Here is a 12441-nt window from a genome sequence, read left to right on the forward strand (position 1 = left end):
TTTGCTCAGTTAGTTCTCACACAGCCTGTTTAGGCGGTGGAGAATTCACGAACAGGCTCAAGCTACCTGCGGTCTTCACCGGCTTCCGATTACCCACATCGTCGGCTTGATCCAATGGAGATGCCGAAGGCGAAGTCGTGCAAGCGGGTCATGCCGCGCCAGACGACCATGTTGCCGGGAGGCGGATCATGTTTGCGGGCGAGATAGCCGCCATGCATGGCGATTTGCAGCAGGTAAGCGGCCAGCGTGGGCTGTTGGAGGCGTGGTCGCGTTCGGGATGCGTCGATTCGGTCGAGCGCAGTGATCTCGGCGAAGGTGAGAACGCTGTCGGGCGCGGCGTCTGGCTTGGCGCGCGCCGACATAGTGACGAAGAATATGCGCCAGCTGACCACCGCGATGAGGGCGAGGAACTTCGCCAGCCTCTCGGCGGTCTCGAGCCTCGCCTCCTCGGCACGGCAGCCGGACTTCATGACCTTGTGGAACACCTCCGCCTTCCAGCGCAGGCCATACCAGCCGAGCTTCTCAACCGCCGCGGAAAGATCTTCGACCGGCAAGTTGGTCACCAGCTTCCAGTCGATCGGCTCGCGACCGGGCGGTGGATTCTCTTCGTGGGCGTGGATGTAAGTCATCAGAACCTGCGGACTGTAGCGCTTCTGCTTGCCCTCCGGCGGCAAGGTATTGATGGCGGCGAACTTCACCTGCAGCCAGGTCGTCTCGTCCTGATCAACCGTAATGCGATGACGTCCCGCCCAAGGCGCCGCCGCAAGTTGGGCAAAGACGCGCTGAGCAGGATCGTGTGGGGCAGCATCGGCAGGCCGCTCTGCCAGCCTGTTCGTCTGCACCCGCACGAGGAAGCTGGTACCAAGGTCCCGCGCGGTGCAATAGAGCTCGTAGATGTCGCTCTCCCGGTCACCCACATGCACGCAGCGCTCGGGCGCGCCAACGAGCGCGATGGACTGGCGCAGGTTCTCCAGCCAGCGGTAGCTCTCCTTCGTCTCGATCGGCACGCGCGTGGGATTGATGTGCCGCTTGAGCGCAAGCGTTCCCTTGAACTTCGTTCGTGTCCAGAACTTCGCCGCTGTCAGACCGAGGGGTGTGCCGGTGAGGGTGACGGCCAGGCTCGAATGCATTAGCACCCCGCACAAGGTCAGCACATTGGGCTGCCCGGCCTTGTAACGCCCGGCGTTGATGGTTCTGGTGAAACCGATTTTGCCCGGCTGCGCGCGGCTGTAGATAAATTCGGTCGTGTCCTGCAGGATAAGGATCGGACCTTCGCTTGCCGCAACGCGCGCCGCGGTCGCAGCGAAATGGCCGGCGAGAACGCTATGTTCGGTCACACGCGGATTGTCAAAGAAGCGGTAAGCCGCCTTCGCCGCCGCCCAGTCGCCGCAGGCCGCCGGGATTGGCTTGCCCGGTGCAGCTGACATCTGATCCAGCAACCGTTGCAGCCGACGGGCCAGACGCTTGTCGGGAAGGGCCGCAGCAGAAAGCTCTTCCTCCTGCCAAGCGGCTTCGCTGCTGCTGGCCTTGTCTCGCATCCGTGACGCCTCCGTGATTCGGCGTCACGGACAGAATCACGGCAGATTCATACGGGGCAATAGGCCCGCCGACGATGTGGGTAATCGGAAGCTTCACCGGATGGGTACGTTCCAACAAATATCCGAGCGCTCACAGCGCTCAGGTATCGCGTCATCGACCTTTGGCGGCGTACGCTACAGCGACGCAGCCAGAAGGACGGCGCTACGTGGGAACGGGTCGCGCAGTTAGCCAATGACTACCTTCCCAAGCCTTGCAACCTTCATCCATGGCCGAGTGTTCGCTTCGTGCGGGAAAGCCGCCCGCGTGGATCTGTGCGGGGGGCGCTCAGTAATGAGCGTCCCTACCGCGAAACGAGTCTCACCTTGACTGCAAGCACAAGCCCGCTAAGAATCTCGACGCAGCATTCCTCGGCGGCATAGGCGGCCGAGCCGAACCGGCCCGAGAGATCGCGGTCTAACCGGTGCTTCGAGCCTGAGGCGTGGCCGGTCTCGTGCAACCACGCTCCATAGAACGAAGCTGCATCCCGGAAAGAGGAGAAGTCGGACATGAACACCGTGTCGGACGACGGAAGATAGTAAGCTGCCGAGCTGCCGAACACCGTCTTGAACCCTAGATTGGCGATGAAGGCCTCCGCGTGCGCCAGACGCTCGCCCTCCGGCAAGATGCTCGTCGGCGGCGGGGAGCCCAGGTCCATCGCCGCGCAGCAAGCCACAGCATCGATCATCCAGGCCGGAGCGGTAATGACATGCCCGCGCGCGACGACGAGGTGAATGATCCGGCCGTTGGCGCGCTCTTCGCTGTTCTCGCAGCGAAGGCTACGTCCGAAATACGGGTGCCAACGGTAATGGACCTCGACCTCCTGCAATGGGCGGAATGACCCCGAGATGACAATTACGAGAAAGAACTTGTTGTTCGCCGGCAGTGACGGTGGTGGACGGACATGGGGAACCATAGCCACGCTTCTGGCCGCCGCCAAAATGAACAATGTCGATCCGCATGCCTGGCTCACCCAAGCCCTCGAGCGCATCCGCGGCTAATTATGTTAGATCTATAATCGACAATTAAGGTTATATTACAGCATGATATAATATTGTCATCAAAATAAATAAACAGTTTTGTATTGAAACATTACGTAATTGAATTTTTAAATTGCATTTACGATTTTTGAATTGACTTCCGACAGTTATATATTACATCTGAAAGATGGGTGAGGAAGTAATAATGTTAGACCTTGGAAAGATCCGTCACGAGTCAGTGGCTCCAGTCAAAGCCTTCCCCGAGAGGAAAATGCCGTTAGCTCAAGCCAAAGGGCGAGTGAACTTGTTACGTGACCCCCTGAGAGGGTGGCGCAAGAGATACCCAACAAGAGAGATACCTAATTCGAGGGCACCATGGCCAAAGTAGCAATTGTGACAGGATCGGCAACAGGCATGGGAGCGACTTGTGCCATCGACCTCGCGGCGCGGGGCTGGAACGTCACGATCAACTATACTCGAAGCGAGAAGGAAGCCGACGAGACTTATGCCAAAGTCAAAGCGCAAGGGGTTGAAGCCATTGTTGTTCAGGCCGACGTGGGGCAGGATGCCGATTGCCGCAAACTGGCTGTCGAAACCCTGAGCGAATGGGGTCGCATCGACGGCCTTATCAATAACGCTGCCACCACAAAGTTCCAAAAAGTCGGCGATCTTGAAGACGTCACACCGGAGGATTTCGACCGCATATTTCGAGTGAACACCACAGGCGCTTTCATGATGGGCCGTGCTGTGTTTCCGGCCATGAGAAAACAATGGGAGGAACGCAAAGAACGCGGCGCGATCGTGAATGTGTCCACCAATGCCACCCTTATCGGCAACGGCAGCTCACTACCGTATACGCTGTCTAAGAGTGCCTTAAACACTCTTACCCAAGAGCTGGCACGCTGGCTCAGCCCCGCCGTCCGGGTGAATGCCATTTCCCCCGGCCTGATCCAGACCCGTTGGATGCTGAATGGCGTGGGCGAAATTGAATACAACAAGATGAAAGAAGACGAGGAACAGCGAACGCCTCTACGCCAGGCAGGCACATCGGAACAGATGTCCGAGGCTGCGCTGTTCCTCCTGACGGAAGCGTCAAACATTACCGGTCAGAACATTGTTGTCGATGCCGGCAGCCATCTTGGACTGCTGCCGCGGGCCTGCGGGTGAGGAAACGGATGTGGGCGACGTAGGCTTCTGCGGAAGCGCTGGATTTCTCCCAGTCCTGGGTCAGCCTGCGGTCTCGTCCCGGCCTTCTCTCCGGGATCGGCGGGCCCTAGCCATCTATGGGATTCTAGCGGATCACAGTGCAGGCGATGCAGGGCATCGGCGTCCCAAGGACCTATTGGGCGCATGGGCCGGATCTCCTGCTGCGGCCATGGCATGATGTTACGAAGCCGCGCAGACGCTGCTGACGCGTGTGACGAATTGGTCGTGGCTGAAGGCGTGGGCGATGAATGTCGCCAGGCGGCACGGCCGACAGAAGGCCATTGTCGCATTGGCCCGTCGGCTTGCGGTGATCATGCATCACATGTGGCGGGACGACTCAACAAGAGGGTGGCCTCTCACGTATGGGAATCCGAGAGGTCTTTGCCCGCAATCTGCGTAGGCTTCGCGAGAAAAAGAAGGTGTCGCAGGAGGCGCTGGCACATGAAGCTGGTGTTGATCGAACGTACATCAGCGCTCTTGAGCGCAGTGTATATGCTGCTAGCATCGACATGGTCGAGAAGCTCGCTATGGTGCTGGAGGTTGAGCCGGCAACGCTGCTCGATCCGCGATCTGAATAGACTTAAGCACCATCTGATGCCGGCATCTCTTCGATCGCCCCGCCAACGCCGGCTGTTGGAACAGCTGATAGCGGCGCGTAAGAACAAGGGCTTAACCCAGGCCAAGGTTGCCGAAGCGCTTCGCCGGCTGCAGTCTTCCGTGGCCAAGTATGCGGGCGGTGAACGTCGCATGGCTCGCGTGACCGATAGCTCGAGCTGTGCTTGGCTTGAGCGACCAACGTCATCAAAATCGCATCCCTTGATTTGCTGCCCGCCGGCGGCAAATTGATAAACTCAAGGCCCGTGATCCGCTGACCTCCGCGCATGGATATGCGCAAGCTGGTCGGACAAAATGCACGCAGGATCAGGGAGAACGCCGGCTTGACGCAGGAGCAGCTTGCCGAGATCTCCGGCTTCAGCCAGCAGTACATCAGCGGGCTGGAGAAGGGCAAAAGGAACCCCACCATCGTCACGCTTTATGTGTCCACAATCCGCGGCCTGACCTTGGTTGCCGCGCGCCATGGCGAAATAGGTATCGAGTGGGACCTCGCCGTCAGTCCAGGCGTATCGTGCCGGCACGGCGCCGACCATGGCGACGGTGTCGAGCACATGGTCGTAAAGCGAGAAATCGTTGGACGGGATTTTCGACACGCCGCGATCGTGCTGTTCCCTCCAGCTAGCGGCACGCAGCGCCTTCGCCGTCGCGAGCAGGTCGGCAGCGGGAGATTTTCCGGACCAGTAGCTTTCAAGTGCGAATTTCAGTTCCCGCTGTCGACCGATACGCGGCACGCCAAGCGTTGCCACAGGAATTTGTTGAGAGACAGTCATGCCATACCCCGATGGTTTGGGGCGTGGGGCCAAGGAGACGCGCGAGTAGGCCGGCACGAAGCCGGGCTACCGCGACCACCGAGACACCCCGCCCGTGGACGTTGTTCGTCGTGGCAGGTCTCCTGGCTCGCGGGTCAAAGCCTGTGCCCGTCTTCCCAAGGCCGTTCGCCTCAGTGACATCAATGGGCTTGGCTCGCCGCTAACAGTTGCGGGGGCAGCGCCGGCATCGCACCGGCTTCCCTCTTAGCTCCGCCACGGCAGTGCCGCGCGGAGCACCACGGCATGCCGCACAATCACAGCCGCTTCGCTCCTTCTCAATACCATATAACGAGATGTTTATGTGATGATGCGAATAATGCGCTTGCGCTGATCGGTCTCTTTCGCCCGAAGCCGCATACGATGCGGCCTCTCATCAGTGCAGGCTCGGAAAGGTCCTTGTCCCCATCGGCGACGCCGGATCAGGTCGAGGTCGCCGGGCTCAAAGGTGTGCAGTCGGGCCAGGTCGTCACGGTCAGCCGGAGTCCCGGTATTTGTTCCCGCTCGGCTTCGCTCAGCGTGCTTGCGCATTCGCCCATCAGCGCGCTGATCACCACGGCCGGAAGCGGAAAGGAGAGGTGGCGCCGCAGGTCGGCGGGCTGGGGCTGGGCCGCCAGCGTCTCGAACAACTGCGGCGATCGCCTCGACCTGCTGCGCGAGCAGCTTCACCCTGCGGTTGCTGAAGGCCGGCGCCACGATCGTGCGTGACCGGGCATGCTCGCCCCCTCATGCGAGACCAGCCACCCCGGTGAACCGAGAATCACCAAATCCGGGGTTAATGCCGCACTCTCTAAAGAGCCCGTTTGAGAATGGGTTGAGTTGCCACTGTTCGCATGATTCAAGCTTGGGATGTGGACCCAAGCGAGCCGTGGCCGGATGGCTGAACATGAGAAGCAAGCCAAGCACTACCAGACCGACCTGACGGATGCGGAATGGGAGGGTGCGGAACAACAGGCGGCGCACGAAGCGGGCCTCGCGTAGGTCCGTCGTCGGCTTGCGACCGTGGACCGTCGCCTATCAACCAGGGATCGAGCGTGGCCTTGCCTGTTAGCTTGGCGCCGGCGGTGTTGAACGCACTGCGCTATCTGGCCCGTTCGGGCGGTGGCTGGCGGATGACTGTCGCCAGTCCCTGTTGAAACGCTGGTCGGAAAACATCCGCCTGAGCGTCTGGTGACGGCCTGCCGCCCAGGTCACCACATCGCCTGGCAGCGACACTCGAGCCATCCCCCCCCCTGCTGCAGAATCGCAGAAGAAAGACTATCAAGTTGCGCCTTTAAGACCATCGCGGGTCCACTTCTCGGCACGGATGATCCGCGCGCGGACTTCGAAAAGGGCGCCGAATGTGTTCTTGACCTTGAGATCATCGGCGCTGCCGGCTTGCTGGTGATAGAAAATCGTATAGTTCACACCGGCGCCGATATAGGGCTTGAAGGCGCCGAAATCGGTAAAATGATACTGCAATGTAAGCGTGGGCGGCAGCAGCCAAACCTTGCCGACCTTGCCCAGCCCGCCGATCGCACCTTGGCCATCGACGTTGGCATAGGTGGTGCCGAGTATGAGTTCGGCGGCGATGTTGTCCGTGAAGAAATACGAAATATCGAGTTCCGGCGTCAGCGTGTTCGAATAGGAAAGACCGGAGCCGGGCACCGCGTTGACGTAGCCCGAATCCTCAGTGATCACCCCCAACGCGCGCAGGCGGATCTGCCAGGGGCTTGGCGCTTCCGCGACCGGGGCTCCTGCCTGCGGAACGCTCGCGGCTTGATGAACATCTGCCGCGCCGGCTTGTCCCGCAACGATGAGGACGACAGCCGCTGTTACTGCCTGCGCCACCCCAATTCGCGCTCTCGCCATGCTCTTCTCTCCTTGATCTTCAGAAACGACGCACTGCGCCTTGATTGAATCCTGCTCGCATCAATCGAGATTGACGGAGCGCTCATGCGGGAGAGCCCCCGCATGTGTCGTGCCAAATGAGAAAATCATTGCAGAACGACGCGATCATTCTGTTAGCGCTGTGTCTCATGTCCGACTTCGTCGAAGTTCCGACAATGAGTGCAGCCGTAGCCGCCCCGGGTAGCAGTGCAATCCATCCGGGTTCGAAAGCAGAATGTCTTTGACGGCGGCTATGGCGGATTTATCTTCAGTCTTGGTCATGGTGGCGTTCCTTCGCGGGAATCGGTGACGTGAACAATCACCAGCCTGCCATGACCGCCCTCTCTCAGCGAATTTGCAGAACTCTAAGCACACTACCCCAACGAATCACCGCTGCGCCGGCTGCACCATCTTTGCGCCTGGCACCAGTGGCGGATCAGATGCCCTCGTAACCAACGGGCGAAAGATCACATGATAGTAATGAGGCGTCTTGAACTGTTGCAAATCAACGGAACGTATTGTCGCGACACTTGCCTGTGATAGGCACTGGTAAATCTCTCCCTCCCGGTTGATTTCTTCCAGATCGAGAGAGCTCGACACATCACTACACACCCTTCTTGCATTATCTAAAAGATGTATACCTTCGATTTGCAACCATACGTAGTGCTCGCCAAGAAGCATTTTCACACTGGTGCCGCTTTCATAAGGCAGCTTAATGGAGAAATATCCGTCATGCAGATGGTGCGCTCTAAGCAAGAAGACCTTGGACTCTTGTGTGCTCCCTATCGAGACTTTCAGAGGTGAAAACCGCACATTCATATCTTCTGGTCTTAAATCAAGCTGAAATCTCTTTTGCACCAGACCGCTGAATGCGAAGTCAAGCCCCAAGCTGCGCGTTTCAAATGCACCCAGCTGATAAGGTGAGGGCAGGCACCCCACATGCTTCCAAGCTCTGTCTAGATGATAGAGGGTCTTCGTGCGATCTGGCCCCATAAACTTGTCGTTCTGGAAGCCCTTGAAATATTCCAACTCCGCTTCGATAGGCATGTAGCCGTGACGAAATAGAGCTGCGTGGGCGGCCCGCTGCAAAATAGAAAACTCGTGCGTCACACCAGACTTCGCAAAAAACGATCTCGCATCATTGATGAACCGTAAGCATTCATCTTGAACTTTGGTAACCTTCTCGTACTGCCTCTCGTTAAGTTTGATCTCATCGAGAACTGGCTCGCCGTCCAGATCATAGTCGACAACCATTCCTTCCTTAAGAATGCAACATTGCTCAAATAAATCATAAACGCAACAAGACGTCGTAATAAGCGCTTTTCCGTTAGCCGGGCGGTAAGGTTCGTCGGAAGCTACCAAATAGCGTCCAAGTATTTCGACTTTCAATTCCTCTTGGAACGTCCGAATCAAATATTCCTGCGTTCTGCCGTAAAAGCCGATGTCTGCTAAAATAATGGTATCGCCTTCCTCTGCCTTCAGTTCCTTCGATATATATCGCCTTAATCGGGCACGCAAATCAAAAGAGTTCTTGAAAATCAACTCCAACACATCGTCGTCGCGCAGCAACTGATGGAATGCCGTTTGCGGATCAGCAGATTGATGGGCGATCCGTATTAATAATTCAGTCACTTCAGGCGGAAGCAGAAGCTGTTTTGCAGTGGCATGAAAATCGTCAACTTCGTGTTCGATCCCGCTGATGTAATAATCGACATCGGCGCGGGTTTTGAAAGAGGCCGCAATAGCAAGAAATTTGCGGATTCGTACCAGTTTGCCGACGGGCTTGCGCGCATAGGCCTCACACGCAGCGGAAAGAAGATAAGCATCACGCAACAGGAAGAAGACTTTTACCCGCTTGCCCTGCTGTTGTAGTGCCTCCACCTCGTCCATAAGAAAACGAGCATAGGCGTATAGCACCGGGCCAAACGACATATAGCCGATCATCGTCTCAGGCGCGTACGGCTGCAGGTTCGCAACGGCAAGAACTGGCCGAAACGGACTATAGCACGGCAGAATAACTGCTTCAGGCGCTGCCTGTTCGAGTACAATCAACGAAGATGCCGCGTGCTGTAGGCGCAAGAGGTCTGTGACCTCACGATCAAACGGCAGAAAATGCAGCGCACGTACGCCCAATTTCTGCGGCGCTTGGACATCGGCTACATCATTATCTCCGATGTGGAGTAGTTGCGATGCAGGAACTTCACACTCTCTGAGTACAATCTGAAAAAGGGCATGGCTCTTCGACGTCCCATAATCCACTGAGCAGTAAATCTTACTGATTGCTTGTATAACGTCTGCAGGCAAATGCCGAACCAAGAGGCGCCTCAATTCATCTTCGCGCAAATACGTATCGCTCACGATGATAATCTTGATACCACGGGTGTGCGCCAGCCTGATCAGTTCTACGTACGGTGAGAATGCAAAGCAAACATCCATTTCGGTTCGGATTTCCGCCTCGGCCAATAGCTCCCGTTCCTCACCAGAAAGCGACGTAAAAAACCGATAGATATCACGGATATCGATCTGACTAGATCCGTTCTCTAAGGGCTTCGCTCGATAGGCACGCTCAGCAGCGCTAACGCGTTGGTGAGGAGCTATCCCTAACCTTCGCGCGACGGGATTATCGGCGAGCACGGCAAAAACGTCTTCAGGTGTCGCTGTCTTGCGCCATAGCAACGTATCGAAACAGTCAAGTGAGAGTACCTTCACGGAATCCCCAAAGTCGTCTAGAATCGTGGGGATGTCGTGAACTTTTATGTTCGTCCTATGGTGAGTATCACGCATGTTGCTCGGGAGCAGGCGATCCTTCGGTTTGCGCCGTTGGGTGGGTTTTTCGGTCAGACTAACCCCGTCTACCATCGCATCAGGGTGACCGGTAGACAGATAGAAGTCGTCTCCGGGAAGATGCGGCAAGATCTCGCCCACTAGGTCATGATCCAACCGATTTTCCAAACGGAACTGGTCGGAAGACTGTTGGTCACCATCGGTTTGCCTTATCTTGGCGGTTAATCGCTCCAGTACATGCTGCATATGTTGTCTCCTTCGCGCGAGCGTAATCCTTCTGGGGAGAACTTCTCATTTGATGTGCAAGCACTGGCGTCGCTTAACACATCAATGAACGTTTCAAAATTCATGCCAGCCGGCTGACCGGGTGAAAGAAGGTCTTTTCGATTGCTTTTCAGTTGTTTAGGCTGAAGCGACACAAGAGAATGGCTAAATAGGCCCTTTGTGCCGAATCCGACAAACATGACAGAGTCGGGGGTCCGGTTCGTCCGCCGTGGCACATCGGCAAATCGCAGCAGCGAGTTGCGTGCGTTAAGTTTATGTAAAAATCACCTGATGATGTGGTCGTCCGCCACGGCACAATGCTAAACCGGCCCGACTGGCTGGCCGAAAGAACTACACGCTCGCTGAGGCCGTCGAGCGAGTCGGTCCGGAATGGCTGTACCTGATTCCTGAAGCCGCATGTGCACTGGAATACGAAGAGCGCGCGGCAGGTAAAGCACGATCTCAGCGGGCCATCCTTATAGCTCTTCGCGAAGGACTACTTGGAGTGTCATTTCGCCCTCTCCCGGAACTGACCCGCAGTTCCTTGGCGATATCCGCCAGCAGCGTACGCCAATCGGGATAGCCGGCGAGCAGCGACAGGCGGCACCGATGAGGGCGGCCGCCGAACCAAATTCAAGCTTTTCGCCCAGCGTTTGATGATTTCTGCAGCTTCCGACGCCCTTCTGGTCGGCCCAGGCGAGAATGGCGTTCGAGGTGAGCTCGCTGCCATTGTCGCTGACAATCATCGTCGGCCGGCCACGCTCGGCAATGAGCTGATCCAACTCGCACGCCACCCGAATGCCCGAGAGCGATGTGTCGGCCACCAGCGCCAGGCATTTCCGCGTGCAGTCGTCGACGACGGCAAGGATGCTGAAGCGGCGCCTGTCGGTGAGTTGGTCCGACACGAAGTCGAGCGACCACCGCTCATTGGACGCAGCGGCACCAGTATCGGCGCCATGTTCCGATCGCCCGCTTGCGCCCGCCACGGTGGCGAACGGCCAGCTTCTCCTTGCTTCAACCCGGTTTAGATCACAGGAGCAACTGACGGCCACGCACGGGCGCAAGGCAGTCACGCTTTCCATCGATCCTGATAATTTAAGCTCGGCTTGAACCGGTGAAAAAAGAGGACGGTTTCGCAAATCTGCGCGAAGGAGCTATCGTCTTTGTTGTTAGGGAGGCTAAGCCGGTGTCGTCGAATTAGAGTTCAGCGCGACGATCTGGGGATCTTCCGCATATTTGGTGCAGGGGACGGCGTTCCCTGGTTGCCCCGTCTGTTTCTACGGTCGTTAGGCGGCTGCCAGCAGCCTGTTTCTCAGCAGCGGATACCCGGAGCGCCCATACATCTGGCGCTTGATGGTCTTGAGACGGTTGATCTGTCCCTCGACGGGACTGGTGCTCCAGGGCTGGGTGATTGCGGCCCGAACAGCCGCAATGTCACGGCCGATGCCTGCTGCAAGAGAAGCCAGTTCGCTGTCCGTGGCGTCCTCGATCCATTGCTCGAGGCCGGCATCATCGTCGCCGCGTATCAGTGCAGCGAAACGTCGAGCCAGGTCACCCGCCTTCAAGATCTCCGGCGCGCAGTCATAGAGATGGCCCAAGAATTGCTCGGTCTGCTCATCGAGCAAAGTCGGGTCTTCGCTCAGCAGCCATGCACAGTTTCGGCGCGACGGCGGCCGCCATCGCGCATTTGACGGAGCGGTCGATGAGCACTGCTGGCGGGCGGAGGTCCACCTGTAGACGGTCGCCCTGCTGCCTGCAAAGCCGCGGCACTTGATTTCGCTCCACAGGTGCAACCCGTTGCGTTGGCCTTCCTGCCAGCGTCCTTCGAGATACTCCTGGAAAGGATCCATGAGAACCGAGCGCGCGGGCGGCCGCCGGTGCTCGGGCTCCCCGCCCGCTGCAAGCCAGCGCTCGACCGTTCTCACGCTCATGCCGGTCCGGGGCGCGATCTGTCGCGGCGACATGCCGGTCGTCCGCAAATCAAGGACTTCAGCATAGAGTTCACTGCGCTGGTTGCGGCGCGACCGGCGCAGGCCATCAAGCTTCGGGGAAGTCTCCACTGATGGTTCCGGATTGGCGTCGTCATCGCCGCTCATCTGGGCCATCATCGCCTTTCCGGCGGCACTGACCGCTTTGCGATGGCGGCCGAGGGCCAGACGCAACGCTTCGCCCAGATTCTGGAGAAGATGCCAGCGGTCGGCGACCTGCGTTGCATCGGGAGCACCGCGACGGGCGCCGTCAGCATAAACGCCGGCGCGATCGCGAGCGATGACTTCGATGCCCGGATGACGTTTCAGCCATGACGCGACAGTGTTGGCATTTCGGTCCGGCAACAGATCGAG

Annotated in this window: 6 protein-coding genes, 7 pseudogenes and 1 riboswitch; of the genes and pseudogenes, 5 read left to right on the forward strand and 8 right to left on the reverse strand. The window is 58.0% G+C overall.

The genetic code is table 11. The features are described 5' to 3' along the window. Window positions 1-89 precede the first annotated feature (89 nt). Window positions 90-1538 (reverse strand): IS4 family transposase, encoded by a 1449-nt coding sequence (locus tag AC0L3I_RS34570; protein WP_473529913.1) that lies wholly within the window; start codon window positions 1536-1538, stop codon window positions 90-92. A gap of 341 nt (window positions 1539-1879) precedes the next feature. Continuing rightward, entirely contained in the window at window positions 1880-2491 is a 612-nt protein-coding gene (locus AC0L3I_RS34575; RefSeq protein WP_473529914.1) for a zincin-like metallopeptidase domain-containing protein, read from the reverse strand. Here AC0L3I_RS34575 and AC0L3I_RS34580 point away from each other — a divergent pair. From AC0L3I_RS34580 to AC0L3I_RS34600, 5 genes and pseudogenes are all read left to right on the forward strand, one after another. Continuing rightward, a pseudogene (locus tag AC0L3I_RS34580) lies at window positions 2427-2576 on the forward strand (transposase domain-containing protein); the annotation flags it as partial. The gene AC0L3I_RS34575 and the pseudogene AC0L3I_RS34580 sit on opposite strands and share 65 nt — an antisense overlap. Window positions 2577-2930: 354 nt before the next feature. Beyond that, window positions 2931-3722 (forward strand): SDR family NAD(P)-dependent oxidoreductase, encoded by a 792-nt coding sequence (locus AC0L3I_RS34585; protein WP_473529915.1) that lies wholly within the window; start codon window positions 2931-2933, stop codon window positions 3720-3722. 168 nt (window positions 3723-3890) lie between these two features. Further along, window positions 3891-4161, forward strand: a pseudogene (locus AC0L3I_RS34590) (IS110 family RNA-guided transposase); the annotation flags it as partial. Continuing rightward, complete coding sequence (locus tag AC0L3I_RS34595; RefSeq protein ID WP_473529916.1) at window positions 4124-4339, forward strand: helix-turn-helix domain-containing protein; 216 nt, start codon at window positions 4124-4126, stop codon at window positions 4337-4339. The pseudogene AC0L3I_RS34590 and the gene AC0L3I_RS34595, both read left to right, overlap by 38 nt. A gap of 303 nt (window positions 4340-4642) precedes the next feature. Beyond that, window positions 4643-4798, forward strand: a pseudogene (locus AC0L3I_RS34600) (helix-turn-helix transcriptional regulator); the annotation flags it as partial. Here AC0L3I_RS34600 and AC0L3I_RS34605 read toward each other — a convergent pair. From AC0L3I_RS34605 to AC0L3I_RS34630, 6 genes and pseudogenes are all read right to left on the reverse strand, one after another. Next, window positions 4799-5122, reverse strand: a pseudogene (locus AC0L3I_RS34605) (5-methyltetrahydropteroyltriglutamate--homocysteine S-methyltransferase); the annotation flags it as partial. It lies immediately after the preceding pseudogene. Between the two features lie 119 nt (window positions 5123-5241). After that, a riboswitch (cobalamin riboswitch) is annotated at window positions 5242-5441 on the reverse strand. Window positions 5442-5715: 274 nt separating this feature from the next. After that, window positions 5716-5967 (reverse strand): annotated as a pseudogene (locus AC0L3I_RS34610) (cytochrome P450); the annotation flags it as partial. Between the two features lie 505 nt (window positions 5968-6472). Continuing rightward, window positions 6473-7033, reverse strand: a pseudogene (locus AC0L3I_RS34615) (OmpW/AlkL family protein); the annotation flags it as partial. Window positions 7034-7438: 405 nt separating this feature from the next. After that, entirely contained in the window at window positions 7439-10081 is a 2643-nt protein-coding gene (locus tag AC0L3I_RS34620) for an HAD family hydrolase (RefSeq protein ID WP_473529917.1), read from the reverse strand. A 692-nt stretch (window positions 10082-10773) separates the two neighbouring features. Further along, window positions 10774-11110 (reverse strand): annotated as a pseudogene (locus AC0L3I_RS34625) (DDE-type integrase/transposase/recombinase); the annotation flags it as partial. Window positions 11111-11385: 275 nt separating this feature from the next. Then, the coding region (locus AC0L3I_RS34630) for an ISL3 family transposase (RefSeq protein ID WP_473529918.1) at window positions 11386-12441 on the reverse strand (1056 nt) is incomplete at its 5' end.

It is taken from the genome of Mesorhizobium sp. WSM4840 (assembly GCF_055811755.1).

Excerpts from the sequence above, each read along its gene's own strand:
- AC0L3I_RS34585 (WP_473529915.1), top strand. The coding sequence starts at position 2,931 with ATGGCCAAAGTAGCAATTGTGACAGGATCGGCAACAGGCATGGGAGCG.
- AC0L3I_RS34620 (WP_473529917.1), bottom strand. The coding sequence starts at position 10,081 with ATGCAGCATGTACTGGAGCGATTAACCGCCAAGATAAGGCAAACCGAT.
- AC0L3I_RS34575 (WP_473529914.1), bottom strand. The coding sequence starts at position 2,491 with ATGGTTCCCCATGTCCGTCCACCACCGTCACTGCCGGCGAACAACAAG.
- AC0L3I_RS34595 (WP_473529916.1), top strand. The coding sequence starts at position 4,124 with ATGGGAATCCGAGAGGTCTTTGCCCGCAATCTGCGTAGGCTTCGCGAG.
- AC0L3I_RS34570 (WP_473529913.1), bottom strand. The coding sequence starts at position 1,538 with ATGCGAGACAAGGCCAGCAGCAGCGAAGCCGCTTGGCAGGAGGAAGAG.